The following is a 25,867-nucleotide window of genomic DNA, read 5'->3' as shown; positions in this document are numbered from 1 at the left end:
GATGAATGGCACCCAGCGCGCCGCGGTGCTGCTGCTATCGCTCGGCGAGGCTGATGCGGCGGAAGTGCTCAAGCACATGGACCCCAAAGAGGTGCAGAAGATCGGCATCGCCATGGCCACGCTGACCGGCATCTCGCGCGATCAAGTCGAGAAGGTGATGGAGGACTTCAATGCCGAGCTCGGCAGCAAAACCTCACTGGGCGTGGGTGCTGACGACTACATCCGCAACGTGCTGGTACAGGCATTAGGCGCCGACAAGGCCGGCAGCCTGATCGACCGCATCCTGCTCGGGCGTAACACCACCGGCCTTGACACGCTGAAGTGGATGGACCCGCGCGCGGTCGCCGACCTGGTGCGCAACGAACACCCACAGATCATTTCCATCGTGATGGCGCATCTGGATAGCGACCAGGCCGCAGAGGCGCTGAAGTTACTGCCCGAACGCACCCGCGCCGACGTGCTGATGCGCATTGCGACCCTCGATGGGATTCCACCGAATGCGCTCAACGAGCTCAACGAGATCATGGAGCGGCAGTTCTCCGGCAACCAGAACTTGAAATCATCCAACGTCGGCGGCGTCAAGGTCGCCGCCAACATCCTCAACTTCATGGAGAGCGGCTCGGACCAAGGCGTGCTGGCAGCGATCAGCAAGATCGACGCCGACCTGGGCAGCCGCATCCAGGATCTGATGTTCGTGTTCGACAACCTGGTCGAACTGGACGACCGCGGACTACAGACCATGTTGCGCGAGGTCAGCGGCGACCGCCTCGGTCTGGCCCTGCGCGGTGCCGACATCAAGGTGCGCGAAAAGATCACCAAGAACATGTCCCAGCGTGCCGCCGAAATCCTGCTGGAAGACATGGAAGCACGCGGCCCGGTGCGTCTGTCCGACGTAGAAGCGGCGCAGAAGGAAATTCTTGCCATCGTGCGACGCCTGGCCGATGAGGGTGTGATCGTCCTCGGCGGCAGCGGTGCGGAGGCCATGGTATGAACGGCAACGTTGTGCGCTGGCTGGCGCCGGAACTGGACGCACCACCACCATCTGCGGCACTCGAAGAGACACTCCCTGAAGTACCGGTACTGCGACCGCCAAGCCTGGAAGAAATCCAGGCAATCGAGGCGGCAGCCCAACACGAAGGTTTCGAACGCGGCCACGCCGAAGGCCTGGCTCAGGGACAATCGGAAATCCGCCGCCTCACCGCACAGATCGAAGGCATTCTGGACAATTTCTCGCGTCCACTGGCACGGCTGGAAAACGAGGTCGTCGGCGCACTGGGAGAATTGGCGGTACGCATCGCCGGCAGTCTGGTCGGTCGCACCTACCAAACCGACCCGGGATTGCTCTCGGAACTGGTCGGCGAAGCACTGGACGCGGTCGGCGGCGCGCATCGCGACGTCGAGGTGCGCTTGCACCCGGACGACATCGCCGCGCTGACCCCGATGCTGACATTAATGGACGCAGGCATCCGGCTAGTGCCCGACCTGAGCCTGAGCCGCGGCGATCTGCGTGTACACGCCGAGTCGGTGCGGATCGACGGCACCCTCGATGCGCGTCTGCGTGCGGCGCTGGAAACGGTCATGCGCAAGTCCGGAGCCGGGCTATGAGTGCGCTGTTCGGCACGCATCCCGGCGACTGGCTGGAAGCACGCAACCTGCGTGTCGCCACACGCCTGGGCAATCTCGACCTGGACCCGGCAAACGGCCGTGGGCTGATCCGCGAGGGTATCCTGCGCCGCGCGGTGGGCTTGACCCTGGAAGCAGTCGGCTGCGAAGCGCCGATGGGCGCCATCTGTAGGGTCGAGGTCGATGGCGGCTGGGTCGATGCCGAAGTGGTCGGCTTCTCCGGCGAGCGCACCTCGCTGATGCCCAGCGCCGAGACCCATGGTTTGCTGCCCAACGCGCGGGTGGTGCCACTGCATCGCCGTGGCGGCGTGGAAGTCGGCGAAGGCCTGCTCGGCCGGGTCATCGACTCCGACGGCGTGCCGCTGGACGGCAAGGGTCCGATCCGCGCCGAAGGCTCTGTGGGCATGGCCGGTGTGTCGATCAACCCGTTGGCTCGCGAACCGATCACCACTCCGTTGGACGTGGGCGTGCGCGCGATCAACGCACTATTGCCGATCGGCCGCGGCCAGCGTGTCGGCCTATTCGCCGGTTCCGGCGTCGGCAAGTCCACGCTGCTCGGCATGATGACCCGCTATACCGCTGCCGACATCATCGTCGTCGGGCTGATCGGCGAACGCGGCCGCGAAGTGCGCGACTTTGTCGAAACCACGCTGGGCGAGGAAGGCTTGCGTCGCGCCGTGGTCGTCGCCGCACCGGCCGACCGACCGCCGCTGGCGCGCCTGCATGGCGCTTACCGCGCCACCGCCATCGCCGAATGGTTCCGCGACCAGGGACTGAACGTCCTGCTGCTGATGGATTCGCTGACCCGTTTCGCCCAGGCGCAGCGCGAAATTGGCCTGTCGGTCGGCGAGCCACCGACCACCCGCGGCTATCCGCCCTCGGTCTTCGCCAAGCTACCGGCACTGGTCGAGCGCGCCGGTAATGGCGCCAAGGGCCGCGGCTCGATCACCGCGTTCTACACCGTGCTGACCGAAGGCGACGACCCGCAAGACCCGATCGCCGACGCCGCCCGCGCCATTCTCGATGGCCACATTCTGCTCTCCCGGCGCGTCGCCGATAGCGGCCTGTATCCGGCCATCGACATCGAATCCTCGGTCAGCCGCGTGGTTCAGGACATCGCCGACGAACCATGGCGGCTGCGCATCCGCGCACTCAAACGACTTGTATCGGCATATTCGTCCAACCGCGACCTGATCACCATCGGCGCCTACCAACGTGGCAACGATCCGGCCGTGGACGAAGCACTGGAACGCTGGCCGGAGATCATGGAATTCCTCGGACAAGACGTCGCCAAAGCTGCAGACCTTCCCCATAGCCAAGACGCACTGAAGCGGCTGGTTGAACGTGAGAACTAACCCATGATGCAATCAAAGCGTCTCGCACCTTTGCTCAACCGCGCCCAGCAACACCAGGACGAGGTCGCGCGCGATTTGGCCGAACGCCAGCGTGTGCTGGCGACCCACGAGTCGCGACTGGAGGAATTGCGCCGCTATGCCGAGGAATACGCCAACAGTCAGATGTCGGCCACCAACCTGGCACAATTAGCCAACCGTCGCGCATTCCTGGACCGTTTGGAAAGTGCTGTAGAACAGCAATGCCAGACCGTGGACCGCAACCGCGAGAAAGTGGAAATAGAACGTAGCCGGCTGCTGCTGGCCAGCCGTGACAAGCAAGTGCTAGAGCAGTTAGCCGCCAGCTACCGCGCGCAGGAACGCAAAGTCGACGACCGCCGCAGCCAACGCGAGATGGACGACCTGGGCGCGCGTCGCGTTCGCATTACCGCAGCGACAGCGCAGCGCGAGCACAGCAACGGAGACGGACAATGAATAACGCACTTTCCGCGCTGAGCGGCAGCGGTCGTTCCAGCCAACTCGGTAATAACGGCACCGAGACGCAGAGCAACGACTACAGCGGCGACAAGGATTTTGACAAGCTGCTCGGTGGCGACGGGCCGCGTGACGCATCCACGCCGACCCCACAGCCGAGCACACCGCAAACCACAGAGCCGAGCAAAAAAGCGCAACCATCCGCATCCAACCAAGACGACGCCGGCAAACGCCCTGTAGCAAGCGGCGACAGCGCCAACGATCCAGCACGCAGCGCACAGACTGGCGGTAACGTCGCGCAGGCAGGTGGCAACGTCGCTCAGGCTGGTGACAAGGTCGCGCAGGAAAGCGACAAAAGCAGCGCCGACGCCAAAGTACCGACCAAGGACAAGGCAGCAGCCAAGCAGGGCGACCAAAATAAGGACGATAGCGCCTGGCCACCGACCGGCTTGGCCGGGATCGGCTTGGGCCTGTTGCCGGCGATTGGTGCAGCTGTACTGCCCGCCGCGAATACCGCCCCTCTAGGTGCTGCCACCGGACTTGCGATCGGTATCGCCGGAACCGCCACCAAGGAGATCGGCGCCTTACTCGGCGGAGACACCTTATCTCCTGGCGTATCCCAGGGCGTGGGCGCCAGCGCAACGACCACAACGACCGCAAGCGGCACCGATACCACAACCACGTCGGCGACCAGCGCCACGGCTAATGCTGGGGTCAACGCCGCCAACAGTTTCGGTACAATGCTGGCCCAAGTCGCCAGCAACGCCAAGACGACTGGCAGCGAAACCGCAGCCCCAGTGGCGACCTTGGCAGCGATCACCGCTGCGATCGACGACAAGCACACCGACAGCAGCGACGCCACCCACGCAGATAGCACACCGATCAATCTGCTCGCATCAACCGGTATACAAACCGCCGCCAGGGCGATGGACGCGGCCACGCCGTTCACTGGCTCACCAACCCCGACCCCAAACCTGCACAGCACGCACTTCGACGAGGAACTGGGGGCACGCATTAGTTGGTTGGCCGACCAGACAATCGGCCATGCGCACATCAAACTCAATCCAGCCGAACTGGGGCCGATCGAAGTGCGCCTGCACTTGGCCGGTGACCAGGTCAACGCCAGCTTCACTAGTGCCCAAGCCAACGTCCGCCAAGCAGTGGAAAACAGCCTGCCGCGGCTACGCGAAATGCTGGGGCAGCACGGATTCCAACTCGGTCAGGCCGATGTTGGCCACCAGCCACAACAGCAACAAGCCGGAACGCCGAACATGCCGCAGCAGTATGCCAATGGCAGCGGCGAAGTGGCCGAAGAGCGGATCGGCAACGTCGAAATTCCGACGATGATGCTGCGCCAGCGAGGCCTGTTGGACGCCTACGCATAATCGGCACGCCCCGCTCTGTCGCACGGGACAGGGCACCGCATCGCACGGGAAGCTTGAGCCCTATAGAAATCAAGCTTTCCCAGATGACGAAGAGGGGACGATTACCCGTCAAATGTCCGGCACTTCGCCGGCGTCATTTCGGCACACAGATTGCATTCACAGGGGGAGCCTCCATTTTAGGAACGATCCGTGTCAGCCGCCGACAAATCGAATAAAGACGCCAAGGACGCCCCTGAGGGCGGCAAGTCGAAGAAGAAACTGCTGATCGTCGTCATCGCGGCGGTGCTGTTGCTCGGCGGCGGTGGCGCTGGCGCATTTTTCTTCCTGAAGAAGAAGCCGGAGGCAGGGGCAGGCCACGAAAAAGCCGAGGCCAAGGCCGCCGAGGTCCCCAAGCCAGCACAATACTTCGCGATGGAACCGGCATTCGTGGTCAATCTCAACGGGGGGCCTCAGGACGGCCCGCACTACCTGCAACTGGAGGTGCAACTGATGACCCGTGACCCGGAAGAACTGAAACTAATCACCGAAAACGCACCGGCAATCCGTGCTCACCTGCTGATGTTGTTCTCGCAGGTCAAGGCGCAGGACATCACCGATATCGCTGGACGTAAAAAGCTACAAGAAAGCGCACTGGCCGACGCGCAGAAGCTGATGACCAGCGAAACCGGCAAGAAGTGCGTGGAAGAATTGCTTTTCACCAGCTTCGTGACCCAGTAATAAGGCGCCATCACCATGAGCGACCTGCTTTCCCAAGACGAAATCGATGCCCTGTTGCATGGGGTCGATGCCGGCGTGGTGGATACCGAGCCTGCGCCTACGTCACCAGGCGAGGCGCGCCAATACGACTTCTCCAGTCAGGATCGGATCATCCGTGGGCGCATGCCCACGCTGGAGATGGTCAACGAGCGTTTCGCGCGGCTGTGCCGGATCGGCCTGTTCAACCTGATCAGGCGCTCGGCCGACCTGTCAGTGCGCGGCATCGATCTGGTCAAGTTCAACGACTACATGCATTCGCTGTACGTCCCCAGCAACTTGAACCTCATTAAATTCAAACCGCTGCGCGGCACCGGCCTGATCGTGTTCGAACCAACCCTGGTGTTCACGGTGGTCGATAACTTCTTCGGTGGCGATGGCCGCTACCCCACCCGCATCGAAGGCCGCGAGTTCACCCCCACCGAGATGCGGGTGATCCAACTGATGCTCAAGCAAACCTTCGCCGACCTGCACGAAGCCTGGGCACCGGTGATGAACGTGGAGTTCGAATACCTCAACTCCGAGGTCAACCCGCACTTCGCGAACATCGTCACCCCACGCGAGTACGTAGTGGTCAGCCGCTTCCACGTCGAGCTGGAAGGCGGCGGCGGGGAAATACACGTGACCCTACCGTACTCGATGCTGGAGCCCATCCGTGAACTGCTCGACGCCGGCATCCAGAGCGACCGCGTGGACCGCGACGAAAGCTGGAACATCATGCTGCGCGAGCAGCTGTACGGTTCGGAAGTCACTATTTCCAGTGTGCTAGCACAGAAGGAAATGAGCTTGCGCGAGCTGACCCGACTGAGGATCGGCGACATCCTGCCAATCGATCTGCCCAAGCAAGTACCGCTGTGCGTAGAAAACATCCCGGTGTTCACTGGGGAATTCGGCGTCTCCCAAGGTCAAAACGCGGTCAAGATCACCGCCACTCATCCCCCCGGCGCGCTGCGCCGCCGCCCCGCTTTCCAGGAAGACGCACCATGAGTCAGAACGAGACTAACCAGGCCGAACCGGCCCAGTTCGAAAGCCTCCAGCAGGAGACCGTGGCAGAAACCAACGACCTGAATCTGGACGTGATCCTCGACGTACCGATCACCCTGTCGCTGGAAGTCGGTCGCAGCCGCATCCCGATCCGCAACCTGCTGCAACTCAACCAGGGCTCGGTGGTGGAACTGGAGCGCGGCGCCGGCGAGCCACTGGACGTGTACGTCAACGGCACCTTGATCGCGCACGGCGAAGTGGTGACGATCAACGACCGCTTCGGCGTGCGCTTGACCGATGTGGTCAGCCCCAGCGAACGCATCCGGAGACTGCGGTGAGCACATTGCTTGCGGTCGCCACGCAGGCAGCCAAGAGCACCTCGGGAATCGGCAGCGCGGCGCCGTCACCGCCCAGCCTGCTCGGTGCGGTGTTCGCCCTGCTACTCGTGCTGGGCCTGATTCTGGCGATGGCATGGGTACTCAAGCGCCTGCCCGGCAGCGGCTTCCGTCCAACCGATGGCTTGCGCGTCGTCGCCAGCCTGGCGGTCGGGGCCAAGGAGCGCGTGGTGGTAATCGATGTCAACGGCGAACAATTGCTGCTCGGGGTCTCGCCTGGTGGCGTCAGCACCTTGCATCGCCTGCCCGAGCCGCTACCGCAGGTATCGGCACCATCGCTACCCACCCTCAAGCCACTCAAGCACCTTCCCGATTTCGCCCAGTTGCTGGCGCAGAAGCTACGCAAGGAAAAATAATCATGTCGCTTCGTTGGAACCGGAACGCGCGCCGCCTGCGTCTGTTACTGCTCCTGCTGACGTTGAGCCTGCTACCGACACTGGCCTGGGCGCAGGCGGCGCACACCGTTGCAGCGACCGCACAGAACAGCGGCCCCGCCCTGCCCTCGTTGCCAGACGTCAATGTCGGCAAGATCGGTGCACAGTCGGTCAGTCTGCCGCTGCAAACCCTGCTGTTGATGACCGCTATCACCCTGCTGCCATCGATGCTGCTGGTGCTGACCGCGTTCACTCGCATCACCATCGTGCTCGGCTTGCTGCGCCAGGCGATGGGCACCGGGCAAACTCCATCCAATCAGGTATTGATGGGCCTGGCGCTGTTCCTGACCGCCTTGGTGATGATGCCGGTGTGGGAAAAAGCCTGGGACCATGGCATGAGTCCTTACCTCAACGGGCAGATCGATTTTCAAACTGCCTGGACCCTGACCACCCAGCCGCTACGCGCCTTCATGCTGGCCCAGATCCGCGAAAGCGACCTGATGACCTTCGCCGGCATGGCCGGCAACGGCACTTATAGCAGTCCCGACGCGATCCCGTTCCCGGTGCTGGTGGCCTCCTTCGTCACCAGCGAACTGAAAACCGCTTTCGAAATCGGCTTCCTGATCTTCATTCCGTTCGTGATCATCGACCTGGTGGTCGCCAGCGTACTGATGTCGATGGGCATGATGATGATGTCGCCGATGTTGATCTCGGCACCGTTCAAGATCCTGCTGTTCGTGCTGGTCGACGGCTGGGTACTGACCGTCGGCACGCTCGCCGCGAGTTTCAACGGAGTGTGAGCCGATGAGTCCCGAACTGGCCCTGACCGAACTGCGTGGCGGCCTGGTCACCGTGTTATGGGTCGCCGGCCCATTGCTGCTGGCGATGCTGGTGGTCGGCGTGGTGATCGGCGTGTTTCAGGCTGCGACACAGCTCAACGAGCCGACCATCGCCTTCATCGCCAAGGTCATCGCCCTGACCGCGATGCTATTTGCCACCGGCAGTATGCTGCTCGCGCACCTGGTGGAGTACACCACGCTGCTGTTCCAGCGCATCCCGCATCTAATCGGCTAGCGGCCGCACCGGGATGGACGCCGCCACACAAATGGTCATCGACGGCTCGCGTGCATTCGCGATGATCGGCGCAATCCTGTGGACCATGCTGCGCATCGGCGCGATGCTGATGGTGATGCCACTGGTCGGCACCCGCGCGATTCCGGCTCGCATCCGAGTAATCCTGGCCGCCACCCTGGCAATGGCACTAGCCCCGCTGTTGCCGCCAGTGCCGGACTGGAATGGCTTTGACGCCACGGTCGTCCTCAGCGTGGCACGTGAATTGGCCGTCGGTGCCAGTATGGGCTTCATGTTGAGGATGATCTTCGAGGCCGGCGCAATGGCCGGGGAAATGATCTCGCAGAGTACGGGACTGGGCTTCGCGCAAATGGCCGACCCACTGCGCGGAGTCAATTCCGGCGTGATCGGGCAATGGTTTTACCTGGCTTTCGGCCTGCTGTTCTTCACCGCCAATGGGCATCTGGCGGTCGTGGCGCTACTCGTGGATAGCTACAAAGCGCTGCCGATCGGCAGTGCGTTGCCGGATGCGCAGGCCATGATCACCGTCGCACCGGACTTTTTTATGAGCATGATGCGCGGTGCGCTGACCTTGGCGTTGCCAGTGATAGTGGCGATGTTGGCGGTCAACCTGGCCTTCGGCGCATTGGCCAAGGCCGCGCCAGCGCTGAATCCGATCCAGATCGGTCTGCCGGTGGCGATGGTGCTTGGATTAGCGCTGCTGGCAATTCTGGTCAACGAAATGGGGCCGCCGGTGCAACGGCTGTTCGACGCCGCCTTCGATGCCGCGCGCCAGCTCACTGCGTAACGACGTCCCCCCGTCCTGAGTAGCAGTCGGGTTTAGAGTCCGGGGTTGGGTCACGTGCCAACAACAGGCCCGGCGGGCGTCAGCATCGCGGCATGGCCCTTGCAACAGGCAGGGGCACTCCCCCGCCACGCACACGCCCATGTCCGAAAACGAAGAAGGCGCAGAACGCACAGAACAACCGACCGAAAAGCGTCTGCGCGAAACCCGCGAGCAGGGCAATATCCCGCGCTCGCGCGAACTGGCCACAGCGGCGGTGTTCAGCTCCAGCATCTTCGCGCTGATGGGTATGTCCGGTTCGCTGACGGCAGGCGCGGTGGCGTGGATGAAACACGCACTGCAGCCCGATCCGCATCTACGCGACACTCCACAGGCACTGTTCGGCTATTTCGGCGACCTACTGATCGGGCTGTTCTGGGTGGTCCTGCCGCTGATCGGCATCTGCGTGGCCGCTGGCTTTATCGCACCGCTCCTAATGGGCAGCCTACGTTTCTCCGGCCAAGCGCTCATCCCCAAACTCGATCGGCTCAACCCAATGGCTGGGCTGGCCCGCCTATACGGTACTGAAAGCCTGGTCGAACTGCTCAAGTCGATGCTGCGTATGGGCTTCGTTGGCGGTGCCGCGTTTCTATGCATCTGGAAAGGCCTGGACGGCCTACGCGGCCTACTGCAGCAGCCGCTCGAACAAGCCATCGGCCATGGCCTGGGATTCACCCTGAGCATGCTGCTGTACACAGCCGGTGCGCTAGCGCTACTGGCCGCGATCGACGCCCCTTATCAAAAGTGGCATTACATCAACAAATTGAAGATGACCCGCGAGGAAGTCCGCCGAGAAATGAAGGAAAACGACGGCAGTCCCGAGGTCAAGGGACGCATCCGCCAGATGCAGATGCAAATGTCGCAGCGGCGCATGATGGAAGCCGTGCCCAAAGCCGACGTGGTCGTGGTCAACCCGACCCACTACGCCGTCGCGCTGAAATACGAGAGCGGGCGCATGCGCGCACCCACCGTGCTCGCCAAGGGCGTGGACGAGATCGCCTTCCGCATCCGCGAAGTTGGCGAGCAGCACCGCGTCGCAGTGGTGTCTGCGCCACCGTTGGCACGCGCCTTGTATAGGGAAGGCCAGCTCGGCAAGGAAATTCCCGTGAGACTTTATTCGGCGGTCGCCCAGATCCTCTCCTACGTGTATCAGTTGCGTGCCTGGCGCAGCGGCCCGATGCCGCCATTACCGGCACTGGAAGTGGATGAGTTCGCCCCGGAGAGCAAGCCATGAGCCAGCCCGCCGCGCAAATGAATACGCGCAAGATGATGGACATGATCAAGCACGGGCTCGGCGCCCCGCTGATCGTGTTGGTGATGCTGGCGATGGTGGTGGTACCGCTAGCCGCCCCGGTGCTGGACGCGATGTTCACCTTCAATATCGCCATTTCGCTGATGGTGCTGTTGGCCGTGGTGTACGTGAAACGGCCTTTGGAATTCAGCATCTTTCCCATCGTGCTGCTGATGACCACGATGCTGCGCCTGGCCCTGAACGTGGCCTCCACCCGCGTCATCCTGATCAACGGTCAAAACGGACACAGCGCCGCCGGCAAGGTGATCGAGGCTTTCGGCGAGTTCGTGATCGGCGGCAACTACGCGGTCGGCATCGTGGTGTTCGCGATTCTGACCATCATCAACTTCGTGGTCATCACCAAAGGCGCCGGGCGTGTGTCGGAAGTGACCGCACGCTTCATCCTCGACGCCATGCCCGGCAAGCAGATGGCGATCGACGCCGACCTCAATGCCGGCTTGCTGACCCGCGAAGAAGCTAAAGCACGGCGCGAGGAAGTGCGGGAGGAAGCGGACTTCTACGGTTCGATGGACGGTGCCAGCAAATTCATCCGCGGCGACGCGATCGCCGGCATCTTGATCCTATTCATCAATTTGATCGGCGGCATGGCGGTCGGCGTACTCCAACACGGCATGCCCGTGGCCCAGGCCGCCTCCACCTATACCTTGCTGTCGATCGGCGACGGTCTGGTCGCACAGTTGCCAGCGCTATTGGTGTCTTCGGCGGTGGCGATGCTGGTCACCCGTGCTTCGCGTTCGCAGGATATGGGCGCTTCGATGATGGGCCAGGTGTTCGGCCAACACAAAGCGTTGGCGGTGGCTGCGGCGATCATGGGCCTGGTCGGCCTGATCCCAGGCATGCCCAACGTCGCTTTCTTGACGCTGGCGCTGATCCTGGGCCTGTTGGCCTGGAAAATGTGGAAGCGCAGCCTGCAACCGCCACCGGCCGCGGCAGATGCAGTGCCGCCAGCAGCGGCTGCCGCGGCGCAAGCCAATGCCGAATTGGGCTGGGACGAACTACGACCGATCGATCCGTTGGGCCTGGAGGTCGGCTACCGGCTGATCCCGCTGGTGGACAAGACCCAGGGCGGCGAATTGATGGCGCGAATCAAAGGTGTGCGACGCAAGCTGACCCAGGACATCGGCTTTCTGGTGCCGCCGGTGCACATCCGCGACAACCTGGAATTGCAAGCCAATGCCTATCGCCTGCTGGTGCACGGGGTGCCGGTGGCCACCGCCGACATTCACCCGGATCGCGAACTGGCACTGGACCCCGGCGGTGCGCTGGGCAAGATCGAGGGCATCCCCGGCAAGGACCCGGCGTTCGGTCTGGATGCGGTGTGGATCCAGCCGCATCAGCGTGCTCAGGCCGAAACCATGGGTTATACCGTGGTCGACCCGGCCACAGTGATCGCCACCCATCTCTCGCACCTGATTCGCGAGCACGCCCCGGAACTGCTTGGCCATGAGGAAGTCCAGCAATTGCTGGCCACCCTGGCCAAGAGCGCGCCCAAGCTGGTCGAGGACCTCACCCCCAAGGCGCTGCCGTTGTCGGTGGTGGTACGCGTGCTGCAAAACCTGTTGATCGAAAAGATCCCGGTGCGGCAGCTGCGCAAGATCGTCGAGGCACTGGTCGAAAACGCCCCACAGAGTCAGGAACCCGCGGCGCTCACTGCCGCGGTACGCAACTCACTGGGCCGCTTCATCGTCCAGGAGATCGCCGGGATGGCATCGGAACTGCCGGTGTTCACCCTGGCGCCGCAATTGGAACGTGTCTTGCAAGACTCCAGCCAGGGCAACGGTGCAGCGCTGGAACCCGGATTGGCCGAACGCCTGCACCAGAGCCTGACCGATTGCGTCAGCAAGCAAGAAGCACGCAATGAGCCGGCAGTGGTGCTGGTGCCGGCGCAGGTCCGCGCCGCACTGGCACGGTTGGTCCGCCACAGCGTCCCCTCGCTGTCGGTGCTGTCCTACAGCGAGGTACCGGAAGACAAGCGGTTGAAGTTGGTGGGAACGATCAGTTGAAAGACCCGGCCCAGGCACTTTGGGACTCGGGAAAGTGTAAAGGCATGAATCGGACAGGACATATGAACATCTGCACACCCGCATACCACCGCTCGGAACGACAACAGCGTCTGTGCCGATTTTTCAGTCCCGCGCCCCCCCTCACGCGTCACGGCGCCAAGGTATCCCTATGAAAATCAAACGTTTCGTCGCTCCCGACATGCGTACAGCGTTCCGTATGGTGCGCGACGAGCAGGGTCCGGATGCGGTGATCCTGTCCAACCGGCGAACCGACGAAGGCATCGAGATCGTCGCCGCCAGCAACTACGACGAGACACTGGTGCAACGCGCCCTGGACGCCGTGCGTCCAGAGGAAACGCCACGTCCGACCACCGCAGCGGCGACGCCACGGCCCGCACGCCACAAAGCCGCAGGGCCCAACTCGGCGATGGCGATGATGGCCGCGATCAGCGAGCGCCGTAGCAATGCCATCGCCGCCACGTCGGAGCGGCCGCTGACACAACCCGCTGCCATCGCCGCCTCGGCGCTGCCGCTCGGCAAGCGCGTCACTGCAACATCGACGATCACGCCACGGGCAGCCGCCCAGGCGCCGGCCAGTGCAGAATGCAGCATTCCCGAGGATGTGTTCCGCAACGCGCCGATCAACGTGTCGCTGCCAACACCATTCCCCACTGCCACCACCGCCGTCTCCGCCGCCACGGATACAGCTTGGCACCAAGACATCGCTGCCGTGGCACTGGCGCCAGCCAGCACGCCCAACCTCGTCCCCGAGGCCCCGATCAAGAACGCCGAAATTCCGGCAGCGACCACACTCACAGCGGTTCCCAGTTTCCCGGCGCCGCAGAACGACGAACAATTGACGCAACTGCGCGACGAACTGGCGTTGATGCGGCAGATGATCGAGCGTGAAATGAATCGGCTCACCGACGAGCGCCTTCGCGGCTCGCCAGTACGCGCCCAGGCGCTGGAATTAATGGACGACTACGGCTTCGACGGCGGCATCACCCGCGACGTTGTCATGCAAATTCCCGCCGACCTGGAACTGCACCGCGGCCGCGGACTGATGCTGGGCCTGTTATCCAAACGCCTGCCGATCGCGGCATTGGACCCGCTCGAGCAAGGCGGCGTGATCGCCCTGATCGGCCCCACCGGCGCCGGCAAGACCACGACCATCGCCAAGCTGGCCTCTCTCTTCCTGGAGCGCAATGCCGCCCGCGACGTGGCCCTGGTCACGACTGACACCGTCCGCGTCGGTGGCCGCGAACAACTGCACAGCTATGGCCGACAGCTCGGGATCGCCGTCCACGAGGCCGACAGCGATGCCTCGCTACAGCAGCTGCTGCAGCGTCTGGCCGACTACAAATTGGTGCTGATCGACACCGCCGGCATGGGCCAGCGCGACCGTGCGCTGGCCGCGCAACTGCACTGGCTGCGCGCCTCGCGAGTCGTCCGCTCGTTGCTCGTGCTTCCCACCAACGCCCATTTTTCCGACCTGGACGAAGTGGTGCGCCGGTTCGCTAGCGCCGACCCACAGGGCGTCATCCTGACCAAGCTGGACGAAACCGGACGGTTTGGCAGCGCCTTGTCGGTGGTCGTGGACCACCGCCTTCCCATCACCTGGGTGACCGATGGACAGCGTGTGCCGGACGACCTGCACCGCGCCAACGCCGCCAGCCTGGTATTGCGCCTTGAAGATTTGCGGCGCGCTGCCGATAAGCCCTGTACTCCGGAGCAGAACCATGCCGTCGCGTGATTACGCCAATCTGACCAACGCGTTTCCCCTATCGGCGACGCGCAACGAACCGCTGGGTCCGGTGCGCACGATCGCTGTGACCGGTGGCAAGGGTGGCGTCGGCAAGACCAACATCTCGGTCAATCTGTCGATGGCGCTGGCGGACATGGGCAAGCGCACCCTGCTCCTGGATGCCGACCTCGGCCTGGCTAACGTCGATGTGCTGCTGGGGTTGACGCCTAGATTCACGGTGGCCGATCTGGTCGCTGGGCGCTGCACGCTGGAAGAAGCCCTGATCGACATGCCAAACGGGCTGATGGTGGTGCCCGCAGCCTCCGGCCGTCGTTACATGGCCGAACTACCCCCCGCTCAACACGTCGGCCTGGTCAATGTGTTCTCCGAGTTGCAGCGCGATCTGGATATCATGGTGATCGACACCGCCGCCGGCATCACCGACAGCGTGCTCACCTTCTGCCAGGCTGCGCAGGACGCAGTCGTGGTGGTCTGCGACGAGCCGGCTTCGATCACCGACGCCTACGCCCTGATCAAAGTGCTCGCGCGCGAGCGCGGCATGGATCGGCTGCAGATCGTCGCCAACATGGTCCGCGACATCAACGAAGGCCGCCTGCTATACGAAAAACTCAGCCGGGTCTGCGAGAAGTTCCTCGGCGACGTGTCGCTGAACTACTTGGGTTGCGTGCCGCAGGACGATTGGCTGCGACTGGCTGTGCAACGCCAGCAGCCCGTGGTCAAAGCCTACCCGTCCAGCCCCTCGGCCCAGGCGATCGCCGATATCGCCCGGCGCACTTCACGCTGGCAGGCACCGACTGTCCCACGCGGAAACGTCGAATTCTTCGTCGAACGCATCATCCAACGTGGAGTAGCCGCATGAACGCCGCAGCCCACTACCGCGCGGTGCAGCGCAACAGTTCCAATGACTACATCGCGCAACACTCGGACCTGGTGCGACGCATCGCCCATCACCTGGCAGCAAGGCTGCCGGCCAGCGTCGAGATCGACGACCTGATCCAGGCCGGGATGATCGGCCTGATCGAAGCTTCGCGCAGCTACGATGCCGACCAGGGTGCCTCGTTCGAGACCTACGCCTCGATCCGCATCCGCGGCTCGATGATCGACGAAATCCGCCGTGGCGACTGGGTGCCGCGCTCAGTGCACCGACGCGCGCGTGACGCGGCCTCGGCGATCCGCAAGATTGAACAAAACACCGGTCGCGCCGCCGCCGCCAACGAAGTGGCCGCAGCGATGGAAATGCCGCTCCCCGAATACATGCGGTTGATGGAAGATGCCGCACGCGGACAAGTACTGAGCCTGGAATCGCGCATCGAGGACCATGGGGAACTGGACACCATCGCCAAGGGCGGTCCCAATCCGCAGCAGATGCTCGAGCGCAGCGAATTCGGCCGCGAACTTGGCAAAGCGATCGCGCAACTACCCGAGCGCGAACAATTAGTGTTGTCGCTGTACTACGAGCAGGAATTGAATCTCAAGGAAATTGGCGCGGTCCTCGGAGTCAGCGAGTCGCGCGTGTGCCAGATCCACGGTCAGGCCACGGTACGGTTGCGCGGACGCCTGAAGGCATTCGAAGCCGCCGACGCAGGTCTGGAAGACGAAGAATAAGAACCTAGGGAGTTAGCGGTGAACAAAAACATGCGGATTTTGATCGTGGACGATTTTTCGACGATGCGACGTATCGTCAAAAATCTGCTTGGCGATCTTGGCTTCACCAACACCGCCGAAGCAGAAGACGGCAACAGCGCGCTAGCCGCATTGCGCTCGGCGCCGTTCGAATTCGTGGTCACCGACTGGAACATGCCCGGCATGACCGGCATCGATTTGCTGCGCAACATTCGCGGCGACGACAAGCTCAAGCATCTACCCGTGCTGATGGTCACTGCCGAGGCCAAGCGCGAGCAGATCATCGAAGCGGCACAGTGCGGCGTGAACGGCTACATCATCAAACCGTTCACCGCGCAGACGCTGGAAGAGAAGTTGGGCAAGATCTTCGAGCGCCTGGGAGCAACCGCCTGATGGAAGTCACTGCTGAACGCACTGCTCTGATCGAACGCCTGCAAGGTGCGCTGGACGCACTGGAGAGCGGTGACGAAGCCGGCTGGCGCCGGGAGATCGACACCCTCGCCGCCTGGCGCACACGCCCGATGATGCAGGGCCTGAGCCGACTTGCGCGCGACCTGGGCCAGGCACTGGGCGAACTGCCGGTGGCACCCAGCGACGCTGGCGAACTGGATGACGCCTGTTCGCGGCTGGACCACGTAGTGGCAATGACCGAACAAGCCAGTCACCGCACCTTGGATCTGGCCGAAGAATGCCGTGCGCTCGCCGAACAATTGCGTGCCGGCGGCCTGAGTGGCGACCAGAGCGAGATCCTGGACAAGATCCGCCACAACCTCACCGAAATGGCCCTGGCGCAGAGCTTCCAGGACCTGACCGGGCAGATCATCCGCCGCGTCGCAGGAATTGTGCGCCGTGTGCACGAAGGGTTCGGCGCGCTGGGATTACCGCCGAAGGAAGAACGCAAAGCCGATGGCGGCTTGGCCGGCCCGGCCCTACCTGGCCTAGACCGTCACGGCGTGTCGCAAAACGACGCCGACGACCTGCTGTCCGGATTGGGGTTGTAATCGCATGAGCGCCGTATCAGACGACATCGCTGCCGACTTCATCATCGAGGCCCAGGAGATCCTGGACCGCCTAGGCGAACAGTTGGTGTCGCTGGAACAGGCGCCTGATGACAGCAACCAGCTCAACGCCGTGTTCCGGGGCTTCCACACCCTCAAGGGCGGTGCCGGCTTCCTATCGATCAACGCCATGGTCGAGTTGTGCCATGCCGCCGAAGAGACCCTGGGCATGGCCCGTGCCGGTCAGGCTACGCTGGAAGCCCGTCACTTCGACGCCGCGCAGCAATCGCTGGACTACCTGCAATCGATGCTGGATGCGTTCAGCAGCGGCGAAGAGCCGCCACGCGCGCCGGCACAATTGATCGCGCAATTCGCCGCAGGTGGCGAGGAAACCGCGATGCCATCCACTTCTGCAACAGCCGGTAAAAGCAGCATGCCCGCTGGAGGAGCTGGCGCCGATTCGGACCTGATCAGCGACGACGAATTCGAAGCATTACTCGACAACCTGCACGGCGGTGCCGCGCCCGCGGCCAAACCGCAACTTGCCGCATCACCAAGTCCAAAACCCAACGCACCGGCATCCAAGCCGGGCGTGGCTGCAAAGACCAGCGAACCCGAACAAACCGTGCGCGTGGACACCAAACGCCTGGACGCCATCGTCAACATGATCGGTGAACTGGTGCTATCGCGCAATCGACTCAAGACACTGCGTGCGCGCCTGCACGACGAAGAGCTTGATCGTGCAGTCAGCACGCTGGACATCGCCACCGCCCGGCTGCAATCGGCGGTAATGCGGACACGCATGCAACCGGTCGGCAAGGTGTTCTCGCGCTTCCCGAAGGTCGCGCGCGACGTTGCCCGTTCTTTGCAGAAAGAAGTGGAATTGGAACTGATTGGTGCCGACACCGAGCTGGACCGCAATCTGGTCGAGGCACTGGCCGATCCGCTGGTCCATTTGGTGCGCAACGCGATCGACCACGGCATCGAGGCGCCAACGCTACGCGAAGCCACCGGCAAGCCGCGTGGCGGCAATGTGCGCCTGTCTGCACAACAAGAAGGCGACTACGTCAGCATCGAGGTGCAAGACGACGGTGCCGGCATCGATCCAGAACGCTTGCGTGCCAAGGCGCGCGAAAAGGGCCTGATCGATCCGGAAGCCGCTGCACGGCTAAGTACCGAGGAATGTCTGCATCTGGTGTTCCTGCCTGGGTTTTCGACCAAATCCGAAGTCACCGATATCTCCGGCCGTGGCGTCGGCATGGATGTGGTGCAGTCGCGTATCCGCGAACTCAGCGGACAAATCCAGATCCAATCCGAGCTGGGCCGCGGCAGCCGCTTTCTGATCCGCGTACCGCTGACCCTGGCTATCTTGCCAACCCTTCTGGTGCAGGCCGGCGATAGTGTCTATGCACTCCCACTGGCGCGTGTGGTCGAAGTGCTGCATGCGCCACGCCGCTCGCTGGGCTGGTTCGACGGCCGTGCCGTACTCGATCGGCAGTCGCATACGCTGCCACTGGTGGACCTACGCCAGTGGCTCAACGTCGACGCCCCACAACTACCACTGCTGACCATCGTGGTGCTGCAGGCTGGCGAATCGCGTATGGGCCTAGTGGTGGACCAGGTCCGCGGTCGCGAGGAGGTGGTCATCAAACCGCTACCGCGCGCCCTGCGCGGCCTGTCCGGGTATGCCGGCGCCACACTGATCGGCGATGGCCGTCTGGCATTGATTCTGGATGTGGATGGCCTGAAGAGCTGAGTGCTCGGGACGACAGCATCGCATCCCACGCCCAAACCGTTGTCAAACGCGTTGATGAAGCAAATTGCAAGATGTCGAAGAAGTAATCGCAACGTCCTGCCCAGGACATTGGCACTTTTTAAGTGAAATATTTGTGCTTTCGTAATCTCACGTTTCGGCACGTCTAAGTCTCCGATCCAGGCTGCCCATCAAGTCCCCCGCTCCCTTGCCGATACCTCCTGCATGGACAAACTCAGTCTCATCGGCCTGCTGCTGGCGATTATTTCGCTGATCGGCGGCAGCATCCTCAAAGGTGCCGGGATTTCGGCGCTGTGGTCGCCGGCTGCGTTCGTCATCGTCATCGTGGGGACCTTCGCGGCAATCCTGGTGCAAACGCCGCCGATGGTGTTCCGGCGCGCATTCAAGATCGCGAAGTGGATCCTGCAGCCGCCACCGAACAACCGTCAGGCGGTACTGCAACAAATCGTGGAATGGAGCAATATCGCACGACGCCAGGGTTTGCTCGGTCTGGAGCAGGAACTGCCCCAGCAGCAGGATTCATTCGTGCGCAAGGGACTACAGATGCTGGTAGACGGCGTCGAGCCCGATGCAATACGGCACATGTTGGAGATCGATCTGGAAGGCCAGGCGCACCGCGATCTAGCGGCGGCCAAGGTATTCGAGGGCATGGGAATCTACGCGCCGACTCTGGGCATCATCGGCGCGGTGCTGGGGCTGATCGCAGTGATGAAAAATCTCGCTGACCCGAGCAAGCTCGGCCAGGGTATCGCCGCTGCCTTCACCGCCACCATCTACGGCATTGCTTCGGCCAACTTGCTGTTCCTGCCGATGGCCAGCAAACTCAAAAGCGTGATCAAGCACAGCAGCGGCGAGCGCGAAATGCTCATCGAAGGGTTGATCGCCATTGCCAAGGGCGAAAATCCGCGCAACATCGAAGCGAAACTGGCCGGATTCCTGCATTGAGTCGCACATGGCCCGCAAACATTTCCAAGACGAGCACACCAATCACGAGGCATGGGCTATCCCATACGCCGACCTGATGACGTTGCTGCTCGCTTTTTTCGTGGTGATGTACGCGTTGTCCACGGTCAACGCGGCCAAGTATCGCGTCATGGCGAACGCGATGAACGCAGCCTTCGGTGGCACAGCGCAGACAATGCACCCGGTGCAAGTGGGCGAACAGCCGCTGCAAGGCCAGAGCGACGCGCGAGCGACGCCAATCCAATCCAGCCCGGCTCTGTCCATTCTCGATCCGAACCGGCTGCCAGCAACATCGCTGCCACGCCCCGCCGATGCGCTACGTGACGAACAGCAACTGCGACGCGCGCAGCAACAGCTCGACCGCATTGCCGAACGACTTGACTCAGCACTGTCGCCACTGATCCAGAAAAAGCTGATCACCGTGCACCGCTCCGGGCTGTGGATCGAAGTAGAGATCAACAGCGACATCCTGTTCGGCTCCGGCTCTGCAACACTGGATCAGAGCGCACATGCGACCCTGGCACAGCTCGCGCAGATATTGGCGAGCGTCCCCAACGGCGTACGAGTGGAGGGCTATACCGACAACACACCGATCGCCACTGCACAGTTCCCATCCAACTGGGAACTCTCGGCGGCGCGCGCGGCTAGTGTGGTGCATCTGTTCGCCGACCAGGGGCTGCAACCCTCACGGCTGTCGATGATCGGCTATGGCCAGTTCCGCCCGCACGCCAGCAACGATACCGCAAGCGGACGCAATGCCAACCGCCGCGTGGTGCTGGTCATTCTGGCCGATTCCGGCGATGGCACGAACAACGCGCCGTCGACGTCAGAGCGTTTCAGTGCCGTCGCCGCGTCGACTACCTCGATACCCACCGCCACGGCGGCCACCGGCAACGCCGGCAGCCACCGGGCAGTCCCTGCCGCCATTGAAGGAGTGAACTGATGCGTATCTGGGCGATCGCCAACCAAAAAGGTGGCGTGGGCAAAACCACAAGTACGCTGGCACTAGGCCGTGGCCTATCCATGCTCGGCCACCGCGTGTTGATGCTCGATCTCGATCCGCACGCTTCGCTGACCAGAGCGTTCGATGTGCCGCAGGAACCGCAACCGGCTGGCGTGGTGGATCTCTTCGCCACCCCATCCAGTGAACTGTCCGTGCTTGCCCACACCACCGCTATCGAACGCCTGAGCTTCGTCTGCGGGCAAACCGCGCTGGCCACGCTGGAGCGACGCAGCGCCAACCAGCCAGGATTGGGCCTGGCGTTGCAGCAGGCCATGGCGCGGCATGCAGGACAGCACGATTACATCCTGCTCGACTGTCCGCCGACCCTCGGCCTATTGATGATCAACGCGCTGGCCGCTGCCGATCGCGTGATCATTCCAACCCAGGCCGAGCCACTGGCGCTACATGGCTTGGCCAGCATGGTCCGCACCGTGGACATGGTCGAGCGTTCGCGTCGCCGCCCCCTGCCCGCATCGATCCTGCCGACGCTGTTCGACAAGCGTACCCGCGCCGGCAACGAAACCCTGCGGCAGATGCAGGACAGCTATGGCGAACGGGTCTGGGAAGACGCGATTCCGGTAGACACCAAGATCTGTAACGTCAAGGCACTGACCATCGCTGGCGTTCCCGGTGACTATCCTGGTCGCGGCCTGGCCGCTTATCGACGCGCGCTGGAATGGCTGCTGGCCAACGACGCGACGCAGATGGAACAAGCCGCATGAGTACTCCAGACATCATCGACGACTATCTGGAAGGTCTGTTGCACGACACGATCAGCGCAGCGCAGAACACCACGCTACCACCCGCAACGCCTCTTGCCGATACGACAACGCCCATGCCAGCCGGCCCGACGCCCGAACAAATCGCCGCCGCAGTCCTGGCCGAAGCCGACGCCGATCCCGCGCTGGCAGGCATCATGTCCCAGCAGGCGCTGACACCTGCGTCAACTGGCCCGACTCCCGAACAAATCGCCGCCGCAGTCCTGGCCGAAGCCGACGCCGATCCCGCACTGGCAGGCATCATGTCCCAGCAGGCGCTGACACCTGCGTCAACTGGCCCGACTCCGGAGCAAATCGCCGCCGCGGTCCTGGCCGAGGCCGACGCCGATCCCGCACTGGCAGGCATCATGTCGCAGCAGGCACCCAGCACCGACCGCCAGGCCGATCTAGACGCGGTCGCGTCGATGGAACGACAACGCTCGACGACGCCGCGCGATCTTGCCGCCGAGGACGATGCCGCCGCCGCGCGTGCCGTCAAGCGTCCAATGATGGCGGTGCCACCGGAGCGTCGCGCCGAGGCTGAACGCGCAAAAGCCGGCGCAACGCGGCTAAAGCCCAACCTACAAGCTTTCATGCAACCGCCCCTGCCAAACGGCTCAGCCACCGCCCCCGAACGCGTGACCGAACGTAGTACCCGTTGGCTACGTCTGCGCTGCGGCGAACAGGCCTACGCACTGGAGCTACTGAAAGTGCAAGAAGTCGTACTACCGGTGCCGCTACTGGCACTGCGTGGCACGCCACCATCGATGCTAGGCATCATGAACCTGCGCGGCCAAGTGGTGCCGGTACTGGATCTTGGACTGCATCTGGGCTCGGCTCCGATCGAGATGGACATGCAGACACGGGTCGTGGTGCTGGAAGAAAGTGGCGAAACTTTGGGCCTGCGCGTGTCCGCCGTTGAGGACGTCGCCAGCCTGACCGACCATCAGATCGAACCACCGGACAATGCCCGTATCTGCCGCATTTCCAACCATCTTTTCCGCGGCGTAGCACGGCTTGCCCAGCACCCGATGATCTTGCTAGACGCTGAACAATTGTTGCACTGAGCTAATAAATAAATAGAAACTGCAGACTACACCGCACTTTCCAGATGCAGCCTAAAGCTTTTCAAGCGACGGCCGTTACCTTCGATAGAACCATTCGTGCGGAGTAATGATGAGCACAGTCCCACTTGGCGAGGATCTCGGCATCGAGACCAGCGCCGACCTGAAACAACGCCTGACCACGTTCCTGACGTCGGACGAGGTGTTGCGGCTGGACGCCGGCGAAGTGCGCCGCATTCACACCGCTTCCGTGCAGGTTCTGTGCGCGTTCGTGGATGCACGCCGCAAAGAAGGCAAACACACTGAATTCAAGGCATGCAGCGCCACCTTCAGCGACGCAGCACGCCTACTAGGGGTCAGCGAATCGCTGGGCCTTCCTGACACTTCTGAAAATTTGAAATCTGTGGAGAACGCTGCATGAGCGCACGTATCTTGGTAGTGGACGATTCGGCGTCGATGCGCCAAATGGTCTCTTTTGCCCTCACCTCGGCCGGCTATGCTGTCGAAGAAGCAGAAGACGGCCAGGTCGCCTTGGGTCGCGCCAAAGGCCAGCGCTTCAACGCCGTGGTCACCGACGTCAACATGCCGAACATGGACGGTATCAGCTTGATCCGCGAACTGCGCCAGCTACCTGACTACAAGTTCACCCCAATGCTGATGCTGACCACGGAATCGGCGGCAGAAAAAAAATCCGAAGGTAAAGCCGCCGGCGCCACTGGCTGGTTGGTCAAACCGTTCAACCCCGAACAGCTGATCGCCACCGTCCAGAAAGTTCTGGGCTGATTTTCTCTCTCTTTTTCGGACTCCCTCCCTATGAGCATGGACCTGCAACGCTTCCACGCCACCTTCTTCGAGGAAAGCCGCGAAGGGCTGGACGCGATGGAGGCCGGATTGCTGTCGTTAGAAGAAGGCAACCGCGACCCCGAAACCATCAACTCGGTGTTTCGCGCCGCGCACTCGATCAAGGGTGGTGCCGCCACGTTCGGCTTCGAAGCGATGGCCGGACTCACCCACGTACTAGAAACGCTGCTCGATGAACTGCGCGCCGGCAAGCGCGAAGTCGAAGCGAACGCGATCGACGCCATCCTTGGATCGGTGGACGTCCTGCGTGCCCTGTTACGCGAAGCCGAGCACGGCGTTGCCGCCGACCCGGTTGCAGTCAAGGCCGTCCATGATCGCCTGCAGCGTGCACTGAACGGCAAAGACGTCGCAGCCGCCGCGGCGACGCCGGCCGCAAATCAGGCCGCCGAACCCGAAGCCTGGCAGATCGGCTTTACCCCATCGCCGTCGCTGTTCATGAGCGGCAACGATCCATTACGCATCATCCGCGAACTCGAACATCTCGGCCCGCTGCAGATTGCATGCCGTAACGGCCGCCTGCCCGGCTTCGTCGATCTCGATCCGCTCGAAGCCTATATGGCATGGGATCTTGGCCTGGTCGGCAAGATCCCGCGCAGCGCAATCGAAAACACCTTTGCCTGGGTGATCGACGATTGCGAATTGGACATCCGCGCCGTGCCACCGCCGAGCCTGGCCAGCGCACCGCCGCCCGTGCTGACTCCAGCACCGGCCGCGGCCACCGCCGCGCCAGCTGCGACCGTAGCCGCCAATGCTCCCGCCGGCAACGCCGCCGCCGCGCAGGAAGCAGAAAGCTCGATCCGCGTCAGCGTCGACAAGGTCGATGCGTTGATCAACTTGGTCGGTGAACTGGTCATTACCCAGGCCATGCTCAAGCAGGTCTCCAGCGGCTTGGATCCAGCCGCCGCCGAGCGCTTGTTCGCCGGCCTGGACCTGCTCGAACGCAATACACGCGACCTGCAGGAGGCCGTCATCGGCGTGCGCATGCTGCCGGTGGATGCGGTATTCCGCCGTTTCCCACGCCTGGTCCGCGACCTCTCCAGCCGCCTCGGCAAGCAGGTACGCCTGCGCACCATCGGCGAAGGCACCGAACTGGACAAGGGGCTGATCGAAAAGATCGCCGATCCGCTGGTGCACCTGGTGCGTAACTCGATCGACCACGGCCTGGAAATGCCGGAAGCGCGCCGCGCCGCCGGCAAGGACGAGACCGGCACCATTACTCTGGCGGCGTCCCACCAGGGTGGACATATCGTCATCGAAGTCAGCGACGACGGCGCCGGCCTCAACCGCAACCGCATTCTGGCCAAGGCCACCGAGCGCGGCCTGACCGTGCCGGATAATCCGAGCGACGCGCAGGTCTGGGATCTGATTTTCGCTCCTGGCTTCTCCACCGCCGATGCAGTCACCGACTTGTCCGGACGTGGCGTCGGCATGGACGTGGTCCGGCGTAATATCCAGGGCCTGGGCGGCGAAGTGCAATTGGAAAGCGAATTCGGCCGCGGCACCCGTGTGCTGATCCGCCTGCCGCTGACGCTTGCGATTCTGGACGGCATGACCGTATCGGTGGCCGGCGAAACCCTGATCCTGCCGCTTGCCTACGTCATCGAAGCGCTACAGCCACAGGCCGACGACATCCGCAGCATGGCCGGCGAAGGCCGAGTGCTTCGGGTCCGCGGCGAATACCTGCCGATCCTATCGCTCAGCGACTCCTATGGTTTCGGTGGGAACCCGCAGAGCGAGCCACTGGTCGTGGTCGTGGAAGCCGATGGGCAGAAGCTGGCACTGGAAGTGGACGAGCTGGTCGGTCAGCAGCAGGTGGTTGTCAAGAACATCGAGAACAACTACCGCCGCATCAGCGGAATCTCCGGTGCGACGATTCTCGGCGACGGCCGCGTGGCGTTGATCGTGGATATCGGCGGCCTGGTCCGCTCGCTGCGAGTGCAACAAGCGGCCTGAGCCAACGCTCTCAGCCCGGATCGCTTCCCGAGCGACCCACACAACACACCGCACGCCCCGGCAGTAATGCCGGGGCGTTTGCTTGTCTGGCCGTCACACTAGCCCCCCATCGCAGCCACTAAGGCACCAGCAGCAACCCGGCACCGTCAAGCCCTGCGCCTGAGGGTGGCGACAACAAGACCAACACTCAAGATTTGGCCAGAGCCGCCGATACTCGATTCATTGCACATTTTTTGTCTACAAAGTGCAACACATCATCGGCGCTTCAGATGGGATCGACCTGCACGACGAACAACACATCCGCTGAAGCAAAGCGTTGTATCCCACCACCTCTACACACATGGCAAGGCCCGTTCGAACACAGTGTGCAAATTTGCAAAGTGTCGTTTTATCCACGCTGCATCGAACGAACAGCATCCAGACAGACCTCTGGCGAGCACGTAGAACTTACGTCATTCCCCATCTCTTTCATCAAGAGGGCACCAAATGAATTCGTTTCTGCAACGCTACAACGTCGGCCACCGGCTCGGGGGGC

27 protein-coding genes are annotated in these 25,867 nt (G+C 62.8%); all 27 read left to right on the top strand.

What is annotated here, in order from left to right:
* The first annotated feature begins 1 nt into the window (after position 1).
* The 27 genes from fliG to XalbCFBP2523_RS00855 all read left to right on the top strand — a co-directional run bounded on the left by fliG (position 2) and on the right by XalbCFBP2523_RS00855 (position 25,332).
* A complete protein-coding gene (fliG, locus tag XalbCFBP2523_RS00985; RefSeq protein ID WP_012915906.1) occupies positions 2 to 991 on the top strand; it encodes a flagellar motor switch protein FliG in 990 nt (329 codons plus the stop codon).
* The gene (locus tag XalbCFBP2523_RS00980) at positions 988 to 1,605 is read left to right on the top strand and encodes a FliH/SctL family protein (RefSeq protein ID WP_045765676.1); all 618 of its coding nucleotides are present in this window, start codon (positions 988 to 990) and stop codon (positions 1,603 to 1,605) included. The genes fliG and XalbCFBP2523_RS00980 overlap by 4 nt, the downstream gene beginning before the upstream one ends.
* Positions 1,602 to 2,978, top strand: coding sequence for a FliI/YscN family ATPase (locus tag XalbCFBP2523_RS00975; protein WP_012915904.1), 1,377 nt, complete (start codon positions 1,602 to 1,604; stop codon positions 2,976 to 2,978). The genes XalbCFBP2523_RS00980 and XalbCFBP2523_RS00975 overlap by 4 nt, the downstream gene beginning before the upstream one ends.
* 3 nt (positions 2,979 to 2,981) lie before the next feature.
* Positions 2,982 to 3,449 (top strand): flagellar export protein FliJ, encoded by a 468-nt coding sequence (gene fliJ / locus XalbCFBP2523_RS00970; RefSeq protein WP_012915903.1) that lies wholly within the window; start codon positions 2,982 to 2,984, stop codon positions 3,447 to 3,449.
* Positions 3,446 to 4,834, top strand: coding sequence for a flagellar hook-length control protein FliK (locus XalbCFBP2523_RS00965; RefSeq protein WP_052687926.1), 1,389 nt, complete (start codon positions 3,446 to 3,448; stop codon positions 4,832 to 4,834). Before fliJ ends, XalbCFBP2523_RS00965 begins: the two co-directional genes overlap by 4 nt.
* 189 nt (positions 4,835 to 5,023) lie before the next feature.
* Positions 5,024 to 5,551: a flagellar basal body-associated FliL family protein gene (locus tag XalbCFBP2523_RS00960; RefSeq protein WP_012915901.1), complete on the top strand. Its 528-nt coding sequence runs from the start codon at positions 5,024 to 5,026 to the stop codon at positions 5,549 to 5,551.
* Between the two features lie 9 nt (positions 5,552 to 5,560).
* Complete coding sequence (gene fliM, locus XalbCFBP2523_RS00955) at positions 5,561 to 6,574, top strand: flagellar motor switch protein FliM (RefSeq protein WP_104629878.1); 1,014 nt, start codon at positions 5,561 to 5,563, stop codon at positions 6,572 to 6,574.
* Complete coding sequence (fliN, locus tag XalbCFBP2523_RS00950) at positions 6,571 to 6,909, top strand: flagellar motor switch protein FliN (RefSeq protein WP_012915899.1); 339 nt, start codon at positions 6,571 to 6,573, stop codon at positions 6,907 to 6,909. Before fliM ends, fliN begins: the two co-directional genes overlap by 4 nt.
* Complete coding sequence (gene fliO, locus XalbCFBP2523_RS00945; RefSeq protein WP_012915898.1) at positions 6,906 to 7,322, top strand: flagellar biosynthetic protein FliO; 417 nt, start codon at positions 6,906 to 6,908, stop codon at positions 7,320 to 7,322. Before fliN ends, fliO begins: the two co-directional genes overlap by 4 nt.
* Before the next feature lie 2 nt (positions 7,323 to 7,324).
* On the top strand, positions 7,325 to 8,140 hold the full coding sequence (fliP, locus tag XalbCFBP2523_RS00940; protein WP_045760643.1) for a flagellar type III secretion system pore protein FliP: 816 nt from the start codon (positions 7,325 to 7,327) through the stop codon (positions 8,138 to 8,140).
* Between the two features lie 4 nt (positions 8,141 to 8,144).
* On the top strand, positions 8,145 to 8,414 hold the full coding sequence (locus XalbCFBP2523_RS00935) for a flagellar biosynthetic protein FliQ (RefSeq protein ID WP_012915896.1): 270 nt from the start codon (positions 8,145 to 8,147) through the stop codon (positions 8,412 to 8,414).
* A 13-nt stretch (positions 8,415 to 8,427) separates the two neighbouring features.
* Positions 8,428 to 9,219, top strand: coding sequence for a flagellar biosynthetic protein FliR (gene fliR, locus XalbCFBP2523_RS00930; RefSeq protein ID WP_012915895.1), 792 nt, complete (start codon positions 8,428 to 8,430; stop codon positions 9,217 to 9,219).
* A 139-nt stretch (positions 9,220 to 9,358) separates the two neighbouring features.
* Positions 9,359 to 10,489, top strand: a complete 1,131-nt coding sequence (flhB, locus tag XalbCFBP2523_RS00925; protein ID WP_012915894.1) for a flagellar biosynthesis protein FlhB — start codon at positions 9,359 to 9,361, stop codon at positions 10,487 to 10,489.
* The gene (gene flhA / locus XalbCFBP2523_RS00920) at positions 10,486 to 12,570 is read left to right on the top strand and encodes a flagellar biosynthesis protein FlhA (protein WP_045764426.1); all 2,085 of its coding nucleotides are present in this window, start codon (positions 10,486 to 10,488) and stop codon (positions 12,568 to 12,570) included. Before flhB ends, flhA begins: the two co-directional genes overlap by 4 nt.
* Positions 12,571 to 12,739: 169 nt before the next feature.
* Positions 12,740 to 14,323, top strand: coding sequence for a flagellar biosynthesis GTPase FlhF (flhF, locus tag XalbCFBP2523_RS00915; RefSeq protein ID WP_045765675.1), 1,584 nt, complete (start codon positions 12,740 to 12,742; stop codon positions 14,321 to 14,323).
* Positions 14,310 to 15,194, top strand: a complete 885-nt coding sequence (locus XalbCFBP2523_RS00910; RefSeq protein ID WP_012915891.1) for a P-loop NTPase — start codon at positions 14,310 to 14,312, stop codon at positions 15,192 to 15,194. Before flhF ends, XalbCFBP2523_RS00910 begins: the two co-directional genes overlap by 14 nt.
* Complete coding sequence (locus tag XalbCFBP2523_RS00905) at positions 15,191 to 15,940, top strand: RNA polymerase sigma factor FliA (protein ID WP_012915890.1); 750 nt, start codon at positions 15,191 to 15,193, stop codon at positions 15,938 to 15,940. Before XalbCFBP2523_RS00910 ends, XalbCFBP2523_RS00905 begins: the two co-directional genes overlap by 4 nt.
* An 18-nt stretch (positions 15,941 to 15,958) precedes the next feature.
* A complete protein-coding gene (gene cheY / locus XalbCFBP2523_RS00900; protein ID WP_012915889.1) occupies positions 15,959 to 16,351 on the top strand; it encodes a chemotaxis response regulator CheY in 393 nt (130 codons plus the stop codon).
* Positions 16,351 to 16,959 carry a protein phosphatase CheZ gene (locus tag XalbCFBP2523_RS00895; protein WP_012915888.1) on the top strand — a complete coding sequence of 203 codons (609 nt, stop codon included), beginning with the start codon at positions 16,351 to 16,353 and terminating at the stop codon, positions 16,957 to 16,959. The genes cheY and XalbCFBP2523_RS00895 overlap by 1 nt, the downstream gene beginning before the upstream one ends.
* A gap of 4 nt (positions 16,960 to 16,963) precedes the next feature.
* A complete protein-coding gene (locus XalbCFBP2523_RS00890) occupies positions 16,964 to 18,712 on the top strand; it encodes a chemotaxis protein CheA (RefSeq protein ID WP_045765674.1) in 1,749 nt (582 codons plus the stop codon).
* Positions 18,713 to 18,934: 222 nt separating this feature from the next.
* Positions 18,935 to 19,675: a flagellar motor protein gene (locus XalbCFBP2523_RS00885; RefSeq protein WP_012915886.1), complete on the top strand. Its 741-nt coding sequence runs from the start codon at positions 18,935 to 18,937 to the stop codon at positions 19,673 to 19,675.
* Positions 19,676 to 19,682: 7 nt separating this feature from the next.
* A complete protein-coding gene (gene motD, locus XalbCFBP2523_RS00880; protein ID WP_012915885.1) occupies positions 19,683 to 20,636 on the top strand; it encodes a flagellar motor protein MotD in 954 nt (317 codons plus the stop codon).
* Complete coding sequence (locus tag XalbCFBP2523_RS00875) at positions 20,636 to 21,418, top strand: ParA family protein (protein ID WP_012915884.1); 783 nt, start codon at positions 20,636 to 20,638, stop codon at positions 21,416 to 21,418. The genes motD and XalbCFBP2523_RS00875 overlap by 1 nt, the downstream gene beginning before the upstream one ends.
* A complete protein-coding gene (locus XalbCFBP2523_RS00870) occupies positions 21,415 to 22,521 on the top strand; it encodes a chemotaxis protein CheW (protein WP_045765673.1) in 1,107 nt (368 codons plus the stop codon). Before XalbCFBP2523_RS00875 ends, XalbCFBP2523_RS00870 begins: the two co-directional genes overlap by 4 nt.
* Positions 22,522 to 22,630: 109 nt before the next feature.
* On the top strand, positions 22,631 to 22,939 hold the full coding sequence (locus XalbCFBP2523_RS00865) for an STAS domain-containing protein (protein ID WP_012915882.1): 309 nt from the start codon (positions 22,631 to 22,633) through the stop codon (positions 22,937 to 22,939).
* On the top strand, positions 22,936 to 23,301 hold the full coding sequence (locus XalbCFBP2523_RS00860) for a response regulator (protein ID WP_012915881.1): 366 nt from the start codon (positions 22,936 to 22,938) through the stop codon (positions 23,299 to 23,301). Before XalbCFBP2523_RS00865 ends, XalbCFBP2523_RS00860 begins: the two co-directional genes overlap by 4 nt.
* Before the next feature lie 30 nt (positions 23,302 to 23,331).
* Complete coding sequence (locus XalbCFBP2523_RS00855; protein WP_012915880.1) at positions 23,332 to 25,332, top strand: chemotaxis protein CheA; 2,001 nt, start codon at positions 23,332 to 23,334, stop codon at positions 25,330 to 25,332.
* Positions 25,333 to 25,867 lie beyond the last annotated feature (535 nt).

The sequence above is a fragment of the Xanthomonas albilineans genome (genome assembly GCF_002939705.1).
Classification (GTDB): Bacteria; Pseudomonadota; Gammaproteobacteria; order Xanthomonadales; family Xanthomonadaceae; genus Xanthomonas_A; species Xanthomonas_A albilineans.
Note: the sequence above shows the minus strand (reverse complement) of the source record. Positions and strands in the feature narration are given on the sequence as shown.